Origin of the sequence: Bosea sp. AS-1 (assembly GCF_002220095.1) — a bacterium.
Lineage (GTDB): Bacteria > Pseudomonadota > Alphaproteobacteria > Rhizobiales > Beijerinckiaceae > Allobosea.
This window is the reverse complement of the sequence record NZ_CP022372.1, coordinates 3,651,358-3,671,296: the sequence shown is the minus strand read 5'-3', so window position 1 is coordinate 3,671,296 and position 19,939 is coordinate 3,651,358. Positions and strand designations below refer to the sequence as shown.

At 66.1% G+C, this 19,939-nt stretch carries 18 protein-coding genes; 8 read left to right on the top strand and 10 right to left on the bottom strand.

The features are described 5' to 3' along the window. Positions 1–309: 309 nt before the first annotated feature. The 3 genes from CE453_RS19285 (at position 310) to CE453_RS29635 (ending at position 5,290) form a co-directional block, all read left to right on the top strand. Positions 310–1,632: a porin gene (locus tag CE453_RS19285; protein WP_089176043.1), complete on the top strand. Its 1,323-nt coding sequence runs from the start codon at positions 310–312 to the stop codon at positions 1,630–1,632. 264 nt (positions 1,633–1,896) lie between these two features. Beyond that, on the top strand, positions 1,897–4,206 hold the full coding sequence (locus tag CE453_RS19280; RefSeq protein ID WP_157733107.1) for an OmpA family protein: 2,310 nt from the start codon (positions 1,897–1,899) through the stop codon (positions 4,204–4,206). A 10-nt stretch (positions 4,207–4,216) separates the two neighbouring features. Then, the gene (locus tag CE453_RS29635; RefSeq protein ID WP_089176041.1) at positions 4,217–5,290 is read left to right on the top strand and encodes a hypothetical protein; all 1,074 of its coding nucleotides are present in this window, start codon (positions 4,217–4,219) and stop codon (positions 5,288–5,290) included. 18 nt (positions 5,291–5,308) lie between these two features. On the opposite strand, the gene CE453_RS19270 is transcribed toward CE453_RS29635, so the two are convergent. After that, positions 5,309–6,202, bottom strand: a complete 894-nt coding sequence (locus tag CE453_RS19270; protein ID WP_198302155.1) for an alpha/beta fold hydrolase — start codon at positions 6,200–6,202, stop codon at positions 5,309–5,311. Positions 6,203–6,363: 161 nt separating this feature from the next. Next, positions 6,364–8,442, bottom strand: a complete 2,079-nt coding sequence (locus tag CE453_RS19265) for a lytic transglycosylase domain-containing protein (RefSeq protein WP_157733106.1) — start codon at positions 8,440–8,442, stop codon at positions 6,364–6,366. 169 nt (positions 8,443–8,611) lie between these two features. Between CE453_RS19265 and dapA the strand changes: the two genes are divergently transcribed. The 3 genes from dapA to smpB all read left to right on the top strand — a co-directional run bounded on the left by dapA (position 8,612) and on the right by smpB (position 10,774). Continuing rightward, positions 8,612–9,505, top strand: a complete 894-nt coding sequence (gene dapA / locus CE453_RS19260; RefSeq protein ID WP_089176038.1) for a 4-hydroxy-tetrahydrodipicolinate synthase — start codon at positions 8,612–8,614, stop codon at positions 9,503–9,505. Positions 9,506–9,656: 151 nt separating this feature from the next. Further along, entirely contained in the window at positions 9,657–10,304 is a 648-nt protein-coding gene (locus CE453_RS19255) for an FMN-binding negative transcriptional regulator (RefSeq protein ID WP_089176037.1), read from the top strand. After that, complete coding sequence (smpB, locus tag CE453_RS19250; protein ID WP_089176036.1) at positions 10,301–10,774, top strand: SsrA-binding protein SmpB; 474 nt, start codon at positions 10,301–10,303, stop codon at positions 10,772–10,774. Before CE453_RS19255 ends, smpB begins: the two co-directional genes overlap by 4 nt. Positions 10,775–10,789: 15 nt before the next feature. Here the strand turns inward: smpB and CE453_RS19245 are convergent, their stop codons facing one another. The 6 genes from CE453_RS19245 to CE453_RS19220 form a co-directional block, all read right to left on the bottom strand. Beyond that, on the bottom strand, positions 10,790–11,425 hold the full coding sequence (locus CE453_RS19245) for a LabA-like NYN domain-containing protein (RefSeq protein WP_089176035.1): 636 nt from the start codon (positions 11,423–11,425) through the stop codon (positions 10,790–10,792). A gap of 185 nt (positions 11,426–11,610) precedes the next feature. Beyond that, positions 11,611–12,156 carry a sugar O-acetyltransferase gene (locus CE453_RS19240; RefSeq protein WP_089176034.1) on the bottom strand — a complete coding sequence of 182 codons (546 nt, stop codon included), beginning with the start codon at positions 12,154–12,156 and terminating at the stop codon, positions 11,611–11,613. Continuing rightward, positions 12,156–13,067, bottom strand: a complete 912-nt coding sequence (era, locus tag CE453_RS19235; RefSeq protein ID WP_089176033.1) for a GTPase Era — start codon at positions 13,065–13,067, stop codon at positions 12,156–12,158. Before era ends, CE453_RS19240 begins: the two co-directional genes overlap by 1 nt. Then, a complete protein-coding gene (gene rnc, locus CE453_RS19230; protein ID WP_248307800.1) occupies positions 13,060–13,791 on the bottom strand; it encodes a ribonuclease III in 732 nt (243 codons plus the stop codon). Before rnc ends, era begins: the two co-directional genes overlap by 8 nt. After that, entirely contained in the window at positions 13,788–14,555 is a 768-nt protein-coding gene (gene lepB, locus CE453_RS19225; RefSeq protein ID WP_089176031.1) for a signal peptidase I, read from the bottom strand. Before lepB ends, rnc begins: the two co-directional genes overlap by 4 nt. A gap of 189 nt (positions 14,556–14,744) precedes the next feature. After that, complete coding sequence (locus CE453_RS19220) at positions 14,745–15,860, bottom strand: mechanosensitive ion channel family protein (protein ID WP_089176030.1); 1,116 nt, start codon at positions 15,858–15,860, stop codon at positions 14,745–14,747. A 156-nt stretch (positions 15,861–16,016) separates the two neighbouring features. Between CE453_RS19220 and aqpZ the strand changes: the two genes are divergently transcribed. Then, positions 16,017–16,742: an aquaporin Z gene (gene aqpZ / locus CE453_RS19215; RefSeq protein ID WP_089176029.1), complete on the top strand. Its 726-nt coding sequence runs from the start codon at positions 16,017–16,019 to the stop codon at positions 16,740–16,742. A 76-nt stretch (positions 16,743–16,818) separates the two neighbouring features. Here the strand turns inward: aqpZ and acpS are convergent, their stop codons facing one another. Both acpS and CE453_RS19205 read right to left on the bottom strand, forming a co-directional pair. Then, positions 16,819–17,220, bottom strand: coding sequence for a holo-ACP synthase (gene acpS, locus CE453_RS19210; protein WP_089176028.1), 402 nt, complete (start codon positions 17,218–17,220; stop codon positions 16,819–16,821). Positions 17,221–17,229: 9 nt separating this feature from the next. Further along, complete coding sequence (locus CE453_RS19205) at positions 17,230–17,979, bottom strand: pyridoxine 5'-phosphate synthase (protein ID WP_089176027.1); 750 nt, start codon at positions 17,977–17,979, stop codon at positions 17,230–17,232. Positions 17,980–18,217: 238 nt separating this feature from the next. On the opposite strand from CE453_RS19205, the gene CE453_RS19200 reads away from it, so the two are divergent. Further along, positions 18,218–19,933 (top strand): ATP-binding protein, encoded by a 1,716-nt coding sequence (locus CE453_RS19200; RefSeq protein WP_157733105.1) that lies wholly within the window; start codon positions 18,218–18,220, stop codon positions 19,931–19,933. The last annotated feature ends 6 nt before the right edge of the window (positions 19,934–19,939 follow it).

Below are 19,939 nucleotides of genomic sequence, written 5' to 3'. Positions count from 1 at the left end.
GTGAAGGGCGCTCTGGTTAACGGTGTGTAAATTTCAGCAGTTAAAGCGTGGCTCGCCTGCAACACCGGGTTCCAAAGCACCCTGTACACAGCCCTGGCGGCGGGATCGTGGTTGATCGGCAGGGCGGCATTCGTATGGTGGGAATGCGTCGGGACGTTCCCGGTCGCTGTTTTTCGTCTTCGCCTCTGAATTGGGTCAGGGACGCGGGCGAAAGACCGGGAAGAGGCAGGTTCTGCGATCAGGCAAAAGCCTGGGGCGGGGGGCAGGCCAAAGCCCGAGGGTCTCGAAACTCTTTTGGAGGTTTACCAAATGAAGCTCGTCAAGAGCCTCCTCCTCGGTACCGCCGCCGGCATCGCCGCGGTCGCCGGGGCTCAGGCCGCCGACCTTCCCTCGCGGAAGGCCGCTCCGGTCGAGTACGTTCGCGTCTGCACCGCCTACGGTGCTGGCTTCTTCTACATCCCCGGCACCGACACCTGCCTCCGCGTTGGCGGTCGTGTCCGCGCCGAGATGGGCTTCGCCGAGCGCTGGAGCCGCGGTGGTGACGGCTACGGCACCCGCTCTTATGGCCGTGTCCAGTTGGACGCTCGCACGCAGACCGCCTTCGGCACCCTGCGCGCCTTCATCCGTCAGGACATCTACAGCCGTTCGGCCTTCATCCGTGGCGGCTCGCGTGACCAGTTCTATGGCGCTGTGACCGGCGGCGACGAGAACACCCCGGCGATGGACAAGGCGTTCATCCAGTTCGGCCCGATCACCGCTGGTAAGGCGCAGTCGTTCTTCGACTTCTATGCGTCCGACCTCGGCTTCAAGGGCGTGATCAACTCCGACCACAGCCCGAACCTGTTCGCTTACACCGCGACCTTCGGTGGTGGCTTCTCGGCGACCCTGTCGCTCGAAGATCCGTCGATGTCGGTGAACCGTGGCGCGATCGGTGGCCTCCGGGCCGAGGGTAACTCCTGGCCGGACGTCGTCGCCAGCCTGCGTGTTGACCAGGGCTGGGGCTCGGCTCAGTTGGCCGGCGTGATCGCCAACCGCGGCACCTACAATGTCGTCGCCGGTGGTGGCGTCATCGGCAACCGCGCCAGCACCGATGATACGGGCTGGGCCATCGAAGGCGGTGTCAAGCTGAACCTGCCGATGCTCGCCGCTGGCGACTATCTGTGGATCCAGGGCACCTACGCTGACGGCGCGCTGGGCTATCTCGGCGTCGGCAGCACCTCGATGAACCTCGGTCGTCTGGTTCTGGGAGCCGTTCCGGATTACGTCGTCAACCCGGTTACGGGTAGCCTGAAGTCGTCCAGCGGCTACAGCGTCCTGGCTGCTCTGCGCCACTACTGGACCCCCACGATCCGTCAGGAGCTCTACGCTGCCTACACGGCCCTGGATGTCCCTGCCACCGGCGCCTTCCTCGGCGACGCTCGCAAGGTCAACCCGAAGCTGCTGCAGCTCGGCACGGCCGTCATCTGGTCGCCGGTTGCTGGTCTGGACCTCGGTGTCGAGGTTCTCTATCAGCGCCTCGAGACCGGCCGTCGCGTCGCCGACGCCAAGCTCGCCAACTTCGGCCTGCCGCAGGTTGGTATCAAGTCGGAAGACGCCTTCCAGGGCCGTCTGCGCATCCAGCGCGACTTCTGATCGGTTCTCCGGTCTTAGTCGGAAGCCCCGGGGAAACCCGGGGCTTTTTTGTTGCCTGTGGGTCGTTGAATCTTAGCGGTTGACGGCTCGGGGTGATCCGGACTGACTGGCCGGAGAAGTCCGAAGCCGGTTCTCCGCCCGCGGTATCGCCGTTCCGCCCGTTGAATCGAAATCTCGGAACATGGCTCCAAGCTCTTGATGATATTATCATCGGGCGATGGAGAGTGGCTTCGCCGCGGGAGCGGCGGGGATGAGGGGCGAACGATGTCTCAGCCGACGCGCTGGCTCTGGGGCGTGATTCCTCTGGCGCTGCTGTGGGGCGTCGGAAATCTGTTTCTCGACGATGCGATCCAGCGCGACGTCGCGAGGCGCGCCGAGCAGGCCGTTCAAGCGGGGGCTGGCGCCGCGCCCGGCGCGAGGCCGGTGACCGCCCAGGTCGAGGGGCGGGACGTGACCATCGGCGGCGAGGTCATCTCGGCCGACGGAGCCGCCAAGGCGATGACGCAATTGCGTTCCGAATTCGGGGTGCGCCGCGCTCTCGGCGGCTTGTCGCAAGTTGTCGCGCAGAAGCCTTATTCCTGGTTCGTCAGCCGCTTGCCCAATGTCGTGACCGTCGGCGGATTCGTTCCTGATCTATCGGTCGCGGACGCGAACGCGGCGGCGGCCAGTGCGGCCCTGCCGGGGCTCAGGATCGACGACCGTCAGACGGTGGCGTTCGGCGCGTCCGAAGGCTTCACCGCCATGACAGCGGCGATGATCTCGGCCTTGCCTCATCTCGCATCCGGTCGGATCGCGCTGGACGATGGCCGCTTCTGCATCGAGGGCAAGGCTGCGAGCCCCGAGGCATTCCTTGCTCTGGAGGCTCTGGGTGCAAAGCCTCCGGTCGCGGGTTTCAGCGCGGTTCCCTGTGGGCTCGAGCCGCCGACGATCTCGCCCTATCGTTGGAGCGCGGCGCATGTGACGCCCGAGATTGTCGAGGTTGCCGGCTTCTATCCTGACGAGACGACGCGTCGCCAGATACTCGCTGCGCTGCAGGCCAGTTTCCCCTCGCCGATCGCGATCCGCGATTCGATGCAACCGGGCGCGGGAGCGCCGTCTGCTTTCGTCGAGAAGATCAGGCGCGCCGCTCTCGAACTCGCGCGGCTCAGGAGCGGGAAGGCAGAGATCACAGGTGATAGCTACACCCTTTCGGGCGTAGGGCCGAACAACTACGCCGCCTGCCAGGCTCTGCGCCTTCAGATCGCGCAGCTCGACGGGCCGGATTCGGTCGCGCAGGTCTCGCTCGAATGCCCGCCTGCACCGCCGCCGGAGGCCGCGATGCCGCCCTTGCCGGAGATCCCGGAGCTGATCCTCGACGATGTGGCGCGCACTCCTGCCGCGCCGTCCCCCCAGGCACCGGCGGTCAACATGTCTGCCGCGAAGCCGACCAGCTTGGTGCCCGCTGCTAGATCGGCGTCCATCGCCCCTTGGACGGCGCGCCGTGCAGCCGATCGCGTGATCCTCTCGGGGACGGTTCCAGATGCGGCCGCCCGGGCGGATGTCCTCGCGCAGGCCGGGCGCTTGTTCGGTGGCCTCGGCATCGAGGATCGCATGGAATTCGGTTCAGCCAGGCAGTCCGCCGGTAATTTCCCCGCCTCTGCCACCTATGCGCTGGAAGCCTTGTCGAAGCTCAAGGAGGGCTCGGTCTCGCTTCGCGACAACGCCCTCTCGATCGCGGGCGAGGCCGCCGATGCTGCGGGCTGGCAAGCCCTGCGGAACGTCCTGGCGGCGCACCCGGCTGGCCTCAACGTCCCAGCCGATGCTGGAACCGTGACGGTGCGGCCTTACGGTCTGTCGCTGACAGCTGATCGCGGCGGGGCAACCTTCTCCGGCTATTTGCCGGACGAGGCGGCGCGCGGCGCGTTGCGCGCCCTCGTTGCGGAATCGCCGCTGGGCGACAAGCTCGAGGACATGACGGTGATTCTGCCTGGCGCGCCGGATGGCTTCGCGCAGGCTGCCCGGACGGCTCTCGCCGATCTGTTGCGGCTGGATATCGGTTCGGCCACGATCACCGACCAGACCGTTACGCTCCGCGGCCTGACCTGCCGGGACCTGATCCGGAGCGAAGTCGAGACCAGCGCTTCCACCGGTCTGCCGCCGGGCTATACTGCGGATGTCGTGGTCGGCCAGCGCCAGACTGGCTGCGTTGTCGATCCGCCTGCCAGTTGTCAGAACGATCTTGACGGCCTGACCAAGCAAAACCCGGTGCTGTTCGCGCAAGGTACGGCCGTGGTCGAGCTCGACACGGTGACGGACCGGGTCATCAGCGAGGCGGCGGCGATTCTCAAGAAGTGCCCCGGCTCGCGCGTGACCATCGAAGGGCACGCCAATCGCGATGGCGAGTGGCGTGGTTTCGACAATCTCGATCTGTCCCTGCGGCGGGCACAGCGGGTGCGTGACGAGCTGATCCGGCGCGGCATCGATTCGGCCCAGCTCGACGTCAAGGGGTATGGCATCACCCGGCCGCTGGTGCCGCATGGGGCGCCGCAGGCCCGCGAGATGAACCGCCGGGTCCAGTTCACGGTGGCGAAATAGGGAGACGATCATGCTCTATCTCGCCAGCCGGTTCGTCTGGTTTCTCCTAGGCGCCGTTGTCCTCGGCCTCGTCATGGGCTGGATCAGCCAGAGCGGGCGCTCGCGCCGGTTCTGGAGCCGCGGCTGGACGCTGACGGGTGTGGTTTGGGCCTGCGGCGCGGCTTTGACCTGGCTCCAGCTTGTCAACGGCGTGCCCGCGATGTGGCTCGAGACGGCGTTGCTGTTTGTCGCGGTCTACTGGTTGGGATGTGTGGCCGGCGCCTTGCTGCGCCCGCTCGGGGCCCCGGTGAAGACAGCAGAGGCCGTCTCCATGGCAGTTGCCGCACCGTCCGTGCCGGCGGCCAGTGCCGCGCCCGCTGCCGTGATCGCCGCTGTGGTCGATATCCCGGTACCTGCGGAGCGCAAGCTTTCCCCCGTCGATAACGAGGAGGCGCTCCCCGGTCGTCGCCCTGCAGCCCTGGTCGAGGCGCATGGCGGCAAGGCCGACGATCTCAAGCTCATCAAGGGCATTGGCCGGCAGAATGAGGGGCGCCTGCACGGGCTGGGCATCTGGCATTTCGACCAGATCGCGGCCTGGACCCCGGAGAATGTCGAATGGGTCGGTGGTTACCTTGCTTTTCCCGGTCGGATCGAGCGCGAGGGCTGGGTCGGCCAGGCGAAGCTTCTGGCAGCTGGCGGCTCCACGGAATTCGCCGAGCGCGCCCGAGCCGGGTTGGTCGAGACGTCGCGCGACGATGGATCGGCAGGAGAGGATAATATCGCGACGCTTGCAGATGACGGCTTCGAAGGCACACGTCCCGCGAACCTGCTGGCCGCGGCGCGGGACGGCAAGGCCGACGACCTGACACTGGTGAAGGGTGTCGGCCCGGCGATAGCGGCTGACCTCAACCGGCTGGGCATCTGGCACTTCGACCAGATCGCGGCGCTGAGCGACGAGGAGATGCGCTATGTCTCTGCTTTCGCGGGGGCGCCGGGGCGAGGTCTCGCCGAGAACTGGCGTGAGGATGCGGGCATCCTCGCCCATGGCGGCGAGACCCAGCACTCGCGGGCGTTGAAGGCCGAGCGCGGAAAGACGAAACCGTAGAGCATAGGCGGGACGGTGTTATCCCGCCCGCCGCTCCGCCCTGGCGACGAGCTTGCCGATCCGGCGGATCATGTCCTTGCTGCCGAGCAATGGAGCATGGCCCTGACCGGGCGCGACATGGGTTTCGCAATCCGGATGCCGCTCGGCCATTTCAGTTAGCGTCTTTTCGGCAAGCAGGTCGGAATTGGCCCCGCGGATCGCCAGGATCGGCACGCCTTGCAGCGCGTCGAAATAGGGCCAGAGCACCGGTAGCGGCGCTTCGAGATCGAGTTCCTCCAGCACTTTCATCAGGTTCGTGTCATAATCGGGCCTGAGCGGTCCGTCGCGATCGGTCCAGGTCCGGCGCGCCATAAGCTCCCACTCCGCATCGCCGAGCAGCGGGAACTGCTGGTCGGAGAGCCGCTTCAGGATCTCCGCGCCTTCCGAGAAGCTGCGCGGCTGCGGCAGCTTGCCGACATAACCTCGAATGCGCAGCAGTCCGCGCGCATCGATGACCGGCCCGACATCGTTGAAGACGACGCCCTTGATGACGGCCGGGCGCGCGGCGGCCAGCGCCATGGTGAGCAGGCCGCCGCGCGAGGTGCCGATGAACACGGCCCGATCGATGCCGGCGGCGACCAGCACCTGCAGCAGATCGTCGAGCTCGACCCGGATGTCGTAGTTCTTCCAGTTGCTGTCATAGGCCGAAAGGCCGCGTCCACGATAATCCGCAGCGAGCACACGGCGTGGCTTCGCTTCATCCTGTGACAGCGCCAGCGCGACCTCGTGGAAATCGGCGGCGGTGCGCGCGAAACCCGGCAGGCAGACGACAGGGAGAGCAGGCGAGGCGAGGGGACCATAGTCGCGGGCATGCAGCCTCAACCCGTCGGAAGCCGAGAAGAAGCGGGAGACGAAGCCGGTATCGAAGGTCATAGGGATCTCAGGCAGGGCGATCCAGACAGCTAACCATGCCTGCGCCGGCCACGGAAGCTGCTCGTTGCCCGCCGAACAGCCATGGAAGCTCTGCCCAGTGTCCGACCTTGGTGCGGCTGTCTTGTCCTTGCGCCAGCCGCGTGGTTTCAGGCCGCCGAACCTCAGTCCCGCTTGCCGCCGCGCTTCAGGTCGTGGTCGATCAGATAAGCCGTGCGCTGGTTGAGACGCTGCCGGTAGACCTGAAGATTCTCCATGACGCGCTGAACGTAGTTGCGTGTCTCGGAGAAGGGGATGCGCTCGACCCAGTCGACGGCGTCGACCTCAGGATCGCGCGGGTCGCCATAGGCGGCGATCCACTTCTTCACATTGGGTGAGCCGGCGTTGTAGGCGGCGAAGGTCAGGATGTAGGAGCCACGCCACTCCTTCAGCAGATCGTTGAGATGAGCTGCACCCATTCGCGCCGCATAGAGCGGGTCCTGGCCGAGCTTCTGCCAGTCGAAAGGCAGGCCGGCGCGGCGGGCTGTCTCGCGGGCCGTCGCCGGCATCATTTGCATCAGCCCGCGTGCCCCCGCGTGGGACATCGCGGTCGGATCGAAGGCGCTTTCCTGGCGTGCGATGGCGTGGACGATCGCGCGCTCCATCGGATCGCCCAGCACGTCGAAATCCGGCACGCCATGGGTCGGATAGGAGGCCTGGTCGAGCGGGAAGCCGCGCTGCAGCGCCGCTTTGCCGATGGCGACGAGAGTGCGTGCATCGGCTTCGCGGCGGGCAATCGCGGCGATCGTCTCCAGCGCGGCCGTGGTGTGCAGGCGCTGGGCCAGATCGGCGAGCATCAGATTGGCAAGGTCGCGCTCGCCGATCTTGTAGAGCAGGCGTACCTCGCGATGGCCGGGCAGGGCATCGAGGCCGGCAGCAGCAGTGAGGCGCAACGGCAGGTCGTTGAGCCCGAGTTTGGCTCGCGCGAGCTGGCCATAATAGGCGACGGGTTGCTCGGCTGCCTTGCCGAAGGCGGTCTTGGCCTCCTCTGGCTTGTCGAGTGCCTCATAGGCGCGCCCGCGCCAATAGGCGGCGCGTGCGACCGAGATCGGCGTTTCCGCCACCGCGGCGGCCGCATCGAAATGCTTCAGCGCGGCTTCGGCGTTCTTCAGGAAGCGTAGTGCGATGAAGCCCGCCTGCCACTCGGCCTCGATACGCTCGGGCGCATCTTCGGCGCCGTGCCCGGCTGCGATCTCATAGGCCTTCTGCGCATTCCCGGCATCGAGCAGCTTGCGCGAAAGGATGCGTCGCTCCTCCCACCAGCCGTCGCCGTCGCCCAGCAGCGTTGGGTCGCGCGGAATGGCGGTCATCGCCTTGGCGGCCTCGTCGAGCTTGTCGCCGCGGCGCGCCTGCTGCGCCTGCAGGAAGGCGAAGGAAACGTCGCCCCGCAGCGAGGCCGGCACGGCGGCGATCAGCTTGTCGGAGATCGGTCGCCGAGCCTTGGCGCTGGCGAGCCGGGCCCTGGCCAGCACGACATAGTCGGGCGAGACCCGTGCGGCGTTGCGTAGCGCGGCAGAGCCGTCTCCCCGAAACAGGTAGCGCTCGGCGCGCAGCTGGTGATCGTCCTTGGTCAGGGCGGTGTCGAACTGGGCGAGTACGATCTTTTCCAGGGCCTGCCCGAACAGGTCCTTGCGCCAGCTTCGCCGGATCAGCGCATCGGCCTCGTCCGCCTTTCCTTCATCCTTGAGCGCTAGCGCGAGGGCAATCCGCCCGGCTGGGGAAACCGGCTGCTGACCGAGAAAAAAGGCGCGGATGATCGTCGGGCTTTTCTTCTCGGCGATCAGGGCCTCCTCGGCCCGGCGTCGAAACCGGGTCGTGGCCGGGTAGTTCGGGTGATCGCGCAGAAAGGCATCGATACGGGAGAATGGCACGGCGCCGGCATTGGCATGGATCGCGACCCATTCCAGCAGGGCGCGGGTGGTCGGCTCGTCGATGCGCGCCGCGGCGGCATCGCCCTCCGCGAGCGCACCCTTGCGATAGGCTGTGATGGCGATCCGGACGACCTCGAGGTTGACCGTCTCGTCCCCCCGCAGGGCGCCAGGCGGGTAAGGCGGCAGCGAGCCGGTCGTCTCGACGTCGGAGACCATCGCCAGCGTGCGCTGGCTGGCGAGCATGCCGTCATCGCCTGCCTGAGTGGCGGAGGCGGAAAGCAGCAGTGGCAGCAGGAGGCCCGGCAATCGTCGCCGGACGGCAGGCGAGGCCATGAGACGGCTCCATCCTCGTGCAGGCATGGGGAGATGGTCGGGGAAGGGAGTTTATGAAAGCTTAACCATGAGGCCACGCATTTTCATGGGTTCTCGGCTTTGCCTTGGCGAGGTGAAGGTTTATGTGTGACGGCCCGTAACCCCGTGTTTTCGCCTCAGGATCGTCCTCATGACCAAGCACCCCGCCCTGACCGGCTCGATGCCCGCTCTGGTCACGCCGTTCAAAAGCGGCAAGATCGACGAGGCTGCGCTGCGGGCGTTGGTCGATTGGCAGATCGAGAACGGCTCGACCGGGCTCGTTCCCGTCGGCACCACCGGCGAAAGCCCGACGCTCTCCCATGACGAGCACAAGCGTGTCGTCGAGATCGTTGTCGCGCAGGCCAAGGGGCGCGTCCCGGTCATCGCCGGCGCCGGCTCGAACAACACGACCGAGGCGATCGACCTCGCTGTCCATGCCGAGAAGGCGGGGGCCGACGCCGTGCTCGTCGTCACGCCCTATTACAACAAGCCGACCCAGGAGGGCATGTACCAGCACTTCAAGGCGGTGAACGATGCGATCGGCATTCCGATCATCATCTACAACATCCCGCCGCGCTCGGTGGTCGACATGTCGGTCGAGACGATGGCCAGGCTCTACGAGCTTAAGAACATCGCCGGTGTGAAGGACGCCACCGCCAACCTCGCCCGCGTTTCGCAGCAGCGTCACGCACTCGGGCCGGATTTCATCCAGCTCTCGGGCGAGGACATGACAGCGCTGGCCTATATGGCGGCGGGCGGTCATGGCTGCATCTCGGTCGTCGCCAATGTTGCGCCGCGCCTTTGCGCCGATCTGATGGAGGCCGCGCTCAAGGGCGACTACGCCAAGGCGCTGAAGGTGCAGGACCGGCTGGTGCCGCTCCACGACGCGACTTTCAAGGAGCCCGGCCTCGCCGGCGCCAAGCACGGTCTCAAGTTGCTCGGGCGCATCGAGGAAGAAATCCGGCTGCCGCTGATGCCGGTCACGCCGGCCACCGGCAAGACCATTCGCGAGGCCATGGTTTTCGCCGGGCTGCTGAATGCCTAAATAGGAACCGTGCTCGTCCGGTCGCCCCGGCCGAAACTTGAGCATCGGACCGAAGAGTGGAAGCCACTTTTCGGATAAGTCCGATGCCCAAACAGAAAGGACGGATCGCCATTGGTGCCCGACAGGGCGCGGCGATCCAGGGACCGAAACGATGTACGAGCCAAGCCATTTCAAGGTCGAGGATCGCGCCGAACTCCATGCCGTGATCCAACGGCACCCGCTCGCCACGCTGGTGACGGTGGGCGAGGGGGGCCTCGTCGCCAATCTCGTGCCCTTCGTCCTCCACGCCGAGGAAGGCGCGAATGGTGTTTTGCGCGCGCATCTCGCCCGGCCGAACGCCCAGTGGAAGGCGATCGCCGCCGGGGCCGAGACACTGGTGATTTTCACCGGCGTCGAGCGCTACGTCACGCCCGCCTGGTATGCGACCAAGCGCGAGACCGGCAAGGTCGTACCGACCTGGAACTACGTCACGGTACAGGTGCGCGGCCCGGCCCGCACCGTCGAGGATCCAGTCTGGCTGCGGGCCCAGCTCGAATCCCTGACGCGGCAGCAGGAGGCGCCACGGTCCGAGCCCTGGGCCGTGACCGATGCGCCGGAGCCCTTCATCATGGCGCAGGCGCGCGGCATCGTCGGCGTCGAGGTCGAGATCGCCTCGATCGTCGGCAAGTTCAAACTCAGCCAGAACCGACAGGAAGCCGATAAGCTCGGTGTTCTCAACGGTTTGAGCTCCGAGCCCGAATCGGAATCTCAGGCCATGGCGGCCTTGGTCAAGCAATACGGATTCAACGGAACGGCATGAAGAAACCCGATCCGGAGCGCTATCGCCTTGCTGCGGATAACCGCAAGGCGCGCTTCAACTACGAGATCAAGGAGACGATCGAGGCCGGCCTTGCCCTTCAGGGCACGGAGGTCAAGTCGCTGCGCGGCGGCAAGGCAACGATCGGCGAGAGCTATGCCGGCCCGATGGGCGACGAGCTCTATCTCTTCAACTCCTACATCCCGGAATATCTCGAGGCGAACCGCTTCAACCATGAGGTTCGCCGGCCGCGGAAGCTCTTGCTGCATCGCCGGCAGATCAACAAGCTGATGGGGGCGATCCAGCGCGAGGGCTTCACCGTCGTGCCGCTCAAGGTCTATTTCAACGAGAAGGGGCGGGCGAAGATCGAGCTCGGCCTCGGCCGAGGCAAGAAGCTCCACGACAAGCGCGAGACCGAGAAGACGCGTGACTGGAACCGCGACAAGCAGCGGCTGCTGAAGACCGGCGGCTGAGCTCGCCGCTGGTCCTCACCCTTCGACCGGCTCGTCGCCCTGGCGGATGCCATAGCGGCGCTCCAGCGACGGGTTCGCCGGTGCGGCGGACCCGCCCGGAGCGGTGCTGCTGCGGGCGGTGCGCTCGGCAGGATCGCGCCCGATCTTCGGCATAAGCTGAGCAAGATCGACGAATTCGTCGCATTGCCGGCGCAGTTCGTCCGAAACCATCGGCGGGTTGGTCGAGATCGTCGAGACCACCGAGACCTTCACGCCCTTGCGCTGCACCGCCTCGACCAGCGGCCGGAAATCGCCGTCGCCGGAAAACAGGTAGATCTGGTCGAGGTGCGGTGCGAGCTCGAGCATCTCGATCGCCAGTTCGATGTCCATGTTGCCCTTGACGCGCCGGCGCCCGGTGGCGTCGGTGAATTCCTTGGCCGCCTTGGTGATGACGCGATAGCCGTTATAGTCGAGCCAGTCGACCAGCGGGCGGATCGAGGAATATTCTTCGCTCTCCACCAATGTGGTGAAATAGAAGGCGCGGATCAGGTTGCCGCGCCCCTGGAACTCCCTTAGCAGCCGGCGGTAATCCATATCGAAGCCGAGCTGCTTCGAGGTCGCATAAAGATTGGCGCCGTCGATGAACAGCGAAATGCGCGGCGAGGCGGCCATGGCAATCACTCCTGCTGAAATCACTTCAAGCAATAAAGTTGGGAGCAAAACGCGTTCTAACAATGTCGTTTCATGAACAAAATTTGACAAGTTTCAAGCTGGAACCGTGGCGTCTTGCCGCAGAACAGACGTGCCGTTGCGGCGCGGTAACGCCACTGGTCGCGAACATCTGAGCAGGCTTCGTCTTAGGGCCGCGGCCGGGCCGGATTGCCGACGGAAACCTGGCCGGCCGGCACGTCGCGCGTGACCACGCTGCCCGCGCCGATAATGGCGTCGTCGCCGATGGTGACGCCCGGCAGGATGATCGCGCCGCCGCCGATCCAGACATTGCGGCCGATGCTGACGGGGCGGCCGAATTCGAGCATCTGCCGGCGCTGTTCAGGATCGCGTGGATGGTCCGCCGTCAGTATCTGAACGCCGGGGCCGATCTGCGTACCATCGCCGATGGTCACAGCCACGACGTCGAGGATCACGCAGTTGAAGTTCAGGAAGACGCCGTCGCCGAGGCTGATGTTGTAGCCGTAGTCGCAATGGAAGGGCGGGCGGATGGTCACGTCGCGCCCGACATGGCCGAATGCTTCGCGCAGCAGCGCCGGCCGTTCCTCCGGCGTGGCGGTGGTCGCGTTGAAGCGCGCCATCCAGGCGCTGATGCGGCGGTCGTCGGCGACGAGCTCCGGGCAGTCGGCGCGATAGAGCTCGCCGGCCAGCATCTTGTCCTTCTCGCTGCGCATTAGCCCTTCGGGAACTCCAGCCCCATCTCGCGATAGCGTTCCGGGTCGTCGCTCCAGTTCTCGCGCACCTTCACGAACAGGAAGAGATGCACCTTCGCCTCGGCCGCTTCGGCGATCTCGGCGCGGGCTTTCTGGCCGATCGCCTTGATCGTCTGGCCGCCTTCGCCGAGCACGATCTTTCGCTGGCCCTCGCGCTCGACATAGATCGTCTGCTCGATCCGGACCGAACCGTCCGGCTTCTGCTGCCAGCTCTCGGTCTCGACGGTGGAGCGATAGGGCAACTCGTCGTGCAGCCGCTCGAAGATCTTCTCGCGGGTGATCTCGGCGGCGAGGAAGCGCAACGGGGCATCCGAGATCTGGTCTTCCGGGTAGAGCCACGGGCCGAGCGGCAGCCGCTTCTCCAGCCAAGTCAGGATGTCCTTGACGCCGTAGCCCGTCAGCGCCGCGACCATGAAGGTCGCCTCGAACTGGCCGCGCTCGTTCACCTTGGCGGTGATCTCGAGCAGCTTCTCCTTCGCCACCGTGTCGATCTTGTTGAGGATCAGGAATTTCGGCTGCTTCAGCTCCGAGAGCTTCTCCAGCAGCGCGGTGTTCTCCTCATGATCGAAACGCGAGACGTCGATCAGCACGCCGATCAGATCGGCATCGGTGGCGCCGCCCCAGGCGCTCGTCACCATGGCGCGATCGAGCCGGCGCTTCGGCGCGAAGATGCCGGGCGTGTCGACGAAGATGATCTGCGTCGGACCGGCGAGGGCAATGCCGCGCACCTGCGTGCGCGTCGTCTGCACCTTGCGCGAGACGATCGAGATCTTGGCGCCGACGAGCTGGTTGAGCAGTGTCGACTTGCCGGCATTGGGCGCGCCGATCAGCGCGACGAAGCCGCAGCGTGTGGGTTGATCCACCTCAGACATTGTCGCCCTCCGGCTTGTCGTTCCACAAACCCTCGCGTTTCAGAAAAGCTTCGGCCGCGGCCTGCTCGGCCAAGCGCTTCGACGGCCCGCGCGCTTCGGAGTCCGCGAGCCCGGTGATCTTGGCCGCGACGACGAAGACCGGCGCGTGGTCAGGGCCTGAGCGGCCGCGCTCGACATAGGTGGGCGTCGGATAGCCCTTGCCTTGCGCCCATTCCTGCAGCGCGGTCTTGGCGTCGCGCAAGGGGCGCACGGGCTTCATCAGCCGCTCGCCGAAGGCGCGCTCGACCAGTGCGCGCGCCGCCTCGTAGCCGCCGTCGATGAAGACCGCGCCGATGATCGCCTCGCAGGCATCGGCCAGGATCGCCTTGTTCTTGCGTGCGCCGCCCAGGATCTCGCCGTCGCCCAGCCGCATGAACTGCCCGAGATTCCATGCCTGCGCCACCTCGGCGCAGGTCTCCTTGCGCACCAGGTCGGCGAGGCGGCGCGAGAGATTGCCTTCCTCGGATTGCGGATAGCGCCGGAACAGCATGTCGGCGATCGACAGGCCGAGCACCCGGTCGCCGAGGAATTCGAGGCGCTGGTAGCTCGCCAGCCGCGATTCCTCGGCGCTCATATGGGTGAGCGCCGTCGCCAGCAGGGTCTTGTCGGCAAAACGGTGACCGAGCGCAGCTTCGAGCCGCGCCGTGTCCGGGGCCTTGCGCCCGCCTTCGCCCGGTTTGCTCACTTGATGGTGCTGAAAATCCGGTTCCAGCGAACCGTATAGGGCCATTCCCAGATCTTCCAGGCCGAGGCGCCCTCGTCGATCGAGAAGAAGATAATCTCCGCCCGCCCGACGAAGTTCTCGAAGGGTACGTAGCCGACGCTGCGGTCGCGCGAGTCGAGCGAGTTGTCGCGGTTGTCGCCCATCATGAAGAAATGACCGGGCGGCACGGTGAAGACCTGGGTATTGTCGAAGGTACCGGTGTCGCCTTCGCGCTCGATGATCTCGTGCGACACGCCGTTGGGCAGCGTCTCCTTGTAGCGGATCACCGGGACGTTGCGGCCCCAGTTGTCGCTGGTGACGTAGTCGGCGATGCGCTCGCGCTTCACCGGCTGGCCGTTGATATTGAGGATGCCGTCGATCATCTGGATGCGGTCGCCCGGCAGGCCGATGACGCGCTTGATGTAGTCGGTCGAATTGTCGCTCGGCAGCTTGAACACGGCGATGTCGCCGCGCTTCGGCTCCGCCGCCCAGACGCGCCCGGACATCACCGGAGGCCCGAACGGGATCGAATAGCGCGAATAGCCGTAGGTGTATTTCGACACGAACAGGTAGTCGCCGATCAGCAGCGTCGGGATCAGCGAGCCCGACGGGATGTTGAAGGGCTGGAACAGCAGCGTGCGGATGACGAGCGCGATGAGAAGGGCCTGGACGACCACCTTGATCGTCTCGAAGATGCCGCCTTCTTCCTTGGCCGCCTTGGTTTTGCTGTCGACGTCGTTGGCCACGCGGGCGCTCCTTGGACTGCGATCCAGCGCGCGGTCTACAGCATCGGGCCGGAAAGTGGAAACCACTTTTCCGCGCAATCCCGAGCCCTGACAAGGGGATGGCTCGCCTTGCGCTGGACCGCTGCCGGTCGTCGATCCGCCGGCCGCGCGCGGCGATCTCGCCGCCGTTCTAAGGCGCCTTCACTGTGGCTATTCCGCGGCGGCGCGCGCCGTTGTCAGAGCCCTTCCATCGGGGCGTTCGGCCGGTTCCATCCGCAGGCGGGGCAGGGCGTAGGGATGCTCCTTCTGCAGGAAGGTGATGAGCTGTTCGCGCAGCTCGCAGCGTAGGTCGAAGGTGCGTGGCGAGGTCCGGGCGCTGGCGAGGATGCGCACCTCCATCACATGCTCGCGGAAATCGGTGACCTGCACGGCGACGACCTGTCGATCCCACAGCTTCGAACGGGAGAGGATGTCCTGAACCTTCGTGCGGATGACCTCGAGCGGCGCGCGATGGTCGAGATAGATCATCACCGTGCCGATCAGTGCCGCGTTCTCGCGGGTCCAGTTCTGGAAGGGGCGCTCGATGAAATGGCTGAGCGGCAGGATCAGCCGCCGCCAATCCCACAGGCGCAGCACGACATAGGTCGAGGTGATCTCCTCGACATGGCCCCATTCGCCCTCGACCAGCAATGCATCGTCGATGCGGATCGGTTGCGTCACGGCGAGCTGGATGCCGGCGAAGATGTTCTTGAGCACCGGCTGCAGCGCGAGGCCGGCGACCAGGCCGGCGGCGCCGGCGGAGGCGAGCAGGCTCACCCCGTATTGCCGGACGCCGTCGAAGGTCATGAGCACGGCCGACAGGCCGATGACGAGGATCAGGACCGCGCCGACCCGCTGCAGGATGCGCGTCTGCGTGACGTGCTTGCGCGCCAGCAGATTGTCCTCGGCGTCGAGCTTGAAGCGGCGCAGATAGACCGTGGTCCAGACATGCAGCGCCGTCTTCGCCATCCAGCCCGTCAGCGCGATGAAGCAGATCAGCAGGACATGGCGGAGAAGCCCGGCCTGCGCCTCGCTCAGTGGTGCGGCACTTGCTGCGAAGGCCAGCGCCGCGGTGAGCGTCGCGAAGCGTGTCGGCCCGCGGGTGCGCGAGACCAGTGAGCGCCAGAACAGGTCCATATGGCTGACGAGCCGCGTCAACAGGGCAAAGGCCTGACGATGGATCAGAAGCGCGGCAGCGCCGGCCACCACCAGGATCGCGATACTGGCCGGCCATGCAGGAACGAAGCTCAGATGCGTGTCGAGCCAGATCGTGACGCGGTCCGCCATGTTCGATGTCCCCCTCCATGACTGTGGTCGATGGTGCAACGCAGCAGGCGGGACAAGGTTCGCGGGAAGATTCTCCGGTGGGCGCTAATGGCCGGATATTGACGAATCTGTGGCGCAGGCTCAGTGTCCGCAAATATTCAACCGGGGGTTATTTTAATGAATGCAAAGAAATATGCCGCCGAAGCTATCGGCACGTTCTGGCTTACTTTTGCCGGCTGCGGCAGTGCGGTCATCGCCGCCGGCTTTCCGAATGTGGGTATCGGCCTTCTCGGCGTTGCACTCGCCTTCGGCCTCACCGTCGTCACGATGGCCTATGCCATCGGCCATATTTCGGGCTGCCATCTCAATCCGGCAGTGACGGTCGGTCTCGCTGCGGGCGGGCGCTTTCCGGGCGGACAGGTCGTTCCCTACATCGTGGCGCAGGTCATCGGTGCGATCGCCGCCGCTGCCCTTCTCTATACGATCGCGCGCGGCGCGCCGGGCTTCGACCTTGCCGGTGGCTTCGCCTCGAATGGCTACGGCGATCACTCGCCCGGGAAGTATAACCTGGTCTCGGCCTTCCTCATGGAAGTCGTGATGACGATGATGTTCCTTTTCATCATCATGGGATCGACCCATGGCAAGGCGCCGGTCGGCTTTGCGCCGCTCGCCATCGGCCTCGGCCTCACCCTGATTCATCTGGTCAGCATCCCGGTGACCAACACTTCGGTGAATCCGGCCCGGAGCACCGGCCCGGCTCTGTTCGTCGGCGATTGGGCGATCAGTCAGCTCTGGCTCTTCTGGGTCGCGCCGTTGATCGGCGGCATTCTCGGCGGCGTGATCTATCGCTGGCTGAGCGACGAGCCGCAGGCTGCCGTCACGGGCACGCAGCCGGCCGAATAAGTCGGAGACTTGCCCAAACGATTGTGAAGCCGGCGCGTGTAGCGCCGGCTCTTTTTTATGCCGAGAGCCGCTGACTTCAGACCGCCGGCCGCGCTTCGATCACCACGAAGGCCTGCGCCAGAGGCGGATCGTCGGTCAGCGAGACATGGACGAAGGCCTCGAAGCCGGCCGGCGTCATCGCCTTCAGCCGCGCTGCCGCGCCGCCCGTGAGCCGCATCGTCGGCCGTCCGCCGGGCAGGTTGACGACTTCCATGTCGCGCCAGAACACGCCGGCGCGCATGCCTGTGCCGAGCGCTTTCGAGCAAGCCTCCTTGGCCGCGAAGCGGCGGGCATAGGAGGCGGCGCGCGTCGCCCGCCGGTCGGATTTGGCGCGCTCACCCTCGGTGAAGACGCGGTGCGTGAAGCGCTCGCCGAAGCGGTCGAGCGACTTCTGGATGCGCGTGATGTCGCAGAGATCGGAGCCGATGCCGAGGATCATGAGCAGCAGTTAAGCGCTCGCTCGCCCTTCGTCCATGGCCTGCCGCATCTGACGGATCGCCGCGTCGAGTCCGATGAAGATCGCCTCGCCGATCAGGAAGTGGCCGATATTGAACTCGACGAAGGCGGTCACCCCGGCAAGCTTCCGGGCCGTATCGAAATCGAGCCCATGGCCAGCATGGACTTCGAGACCGAGTGCGGCTGCATGTTCCGCACCGCTCTTGAGGCGTTGGAACTCCGCTTCGGCCTTGGCGGCATCGCCATCGGCGACGGCATGGCACCAGCTTCCCGTATGCAATTCGACGACAGGCGCGCCGAGCTTCACCGCCATGGCGATCGGCGCCTTATCCGGCTCGATGAAGAGGGACACGCGGCAGCCCGCGGCCTTCAGCCGGGCGATGCGGGGCGCAAGCGCGGCCTGCTGGCCGACGACATCGAGCCCGCCCTCAGTGGTGCGCTCCTCGCGCTTCTCGGGCACGAGGCAGGCCGCGTGCGGTCGGAAGCGCTCGGCAAGTGCGATCATCTCGTCGGTGGCGGCCATCTCGAAATTGAGCGGCTTGCTCAGTTCGCTGCTCAGGCGTGCCATGTCGGTGTCGCGGATATGGCGCCGGTCTTCGCGCAGATGGGCGGTGATGCCGTCTGCCCCCGCGGCGATCGCGAGATGCGCCGCCCGCACCGGATCGGGCACGGCGCCGCCGCGTGCGTTCCGCACCGTGGCGACATGGTCGATATTGACACCCAGGCGCAGCCGCTCAGCCATGATCCGTCCCTTTCGACTCTTTGAAGCCGTCCATAGACGAAACCGGGCGCCGGGCTCAATGCAGCGAATGTGATGGTGAGGCCACCGATTCTGATCGGTCGGGCGGAGGGTGTCGATGGTTGCAAGTCGCCTCGGTACTTTTGCGGTTTGCTAACCGCGAATCCAACTGGCGTGACCTGTCAAAGCAATCGTAACCCGCGCGCCCTTACCCATGGTCGGGGACAGGGTGGTTGAAGCGATGCAGCTTGCTGTGAAGTCGGGTGTTTTCGGAGGCGAGGTCACGCCGGACCGTCGCGATGCGAGCCAGCCGCCGGAGCGCGTGCTGGGCCGAGTGATCGCCTGCGATGGTTCGCGGGCAACGATCCTGAGCGCCGTCTCCACCGGAAACTGGCTGGCCGGCGATGCCTGGGCGATCGGCCGCATGGTCTCGATCAATCTCGGCCGCAGCCGCATCGTCGCGCTGGTCTATCGCGTGCATGCCGTTGAGGCGGCCTGGACCGATACCGCCGATAACCCGATCCAGGTCGAGGTCGAGTTCCTGGGCGAAGTGCAGGAAAGCCCCGACGGTGCGACGCGCTTCCAGAATGGCATCACGAGCTACCCGCCGATCGGCGCCGTCGCGCACCGCATCCGCGCGGGAGATCTGGCGTTGGTGCACGATCTCGGCGAGCGTGGCGGCGTGGTCGTCGGCCAGATCACGCAGGATGCGAGCATTCCCGCGGCTGTGAATATCGAGAGCATGCTCTCGCGCCATTTCGCGCTGCTGGGCACCACCGGCGTCGGCAAGTCGAGCGCCGTCGCGCTGCTGCTGCGCAAGGCGGTCTCGGTTCGTCCGCGTCTGCGCGTCCTGATCCTCGACCCTCACAACGAATACTCCAGCGCTTTCCCCGATCTTGCGCTGACCATCGACGGCGATGCGCTCGACCTGCCGTTCTGGATGTTCAAGCAGGAGGAACTGGCCGATATCGTCTTCCGTGGCCGTCCGACGCTGGACGACGAGCCGGACATTTTGCGCGAGGTGGTTGCCGCCGCACGGGCGCGCTATCGCACGGCGAGCGCGCCCGATCCCGCCCGTGACCTCGGCGCCTCGCTGCTGCTGAAGCGCCCGCTCGATCTGGCCGGCGGGCGCATGAGCGGGCCGGAGACGGTGCCGGAAGCGCATGACGCGCCGACGCCCTATCGACTCAAGGACGTCTTCAAGGTCATCGACGAGTTCATCGGTCTGCATGAGCAGCGCTGGCCGCGCGTGGCGCTGCGCTCGCTCAAGGTCAGGCTGGAATCGCTCCACGCCGATCCGCGCTATCGTTTCATGTTCGGCCGCGCCAACATGTACGAGACGATGGCGCCGATCCTCGGCCAGATCTTCCGCATCCCGCTGCATGGCCGCCCGATCACCGCCTTCCAGCTCGGCGGGCTACCCGGCGAGGTGGTCAATGCCGTCGCCTCCGTGCTGTCGCGCCTCGCCTTCGAGCTCGCCATGGCGAGCGAGGGCGCGATCGAGGTTCTCGTGCTCTGCGAGGAAGCACATCGCTACGTGCCCGCCGACCCGCAGCTCGGTTTTGCGCCGACGCGCCAGGCCATCGCCCGCATTGCCAAGGAGGGCCGCAAATATGGGGCCTATCTCGGCGTCGTCACCCAGCGCCCGGGCGAGCTCGACCCGACCATCCTGTCGCAGTGCTCGACGATCTTCGCGATGCGGCTCGCTAACGAACGCGACCAGCAGATCATCCGTTCGGCGATCTCGGACGCTTCCGCCAGCACGATCGCCTTCCTCTCCTCGATCGGCAATCGCGAGGCCATCGCCTTTGGCGAGGGTGTGGCGACGACGATGCGCATGCGCTTCGCTTCGCTTGCGCCGCATGAGCTGCCGGCCATGGGCGGGAGGGGGGCCCCCGAGGAAGCGCCGCGCTTCGACCCGACGCTCGACGACCTGATGCGGCGCATGCGCGCCTGAACCCCG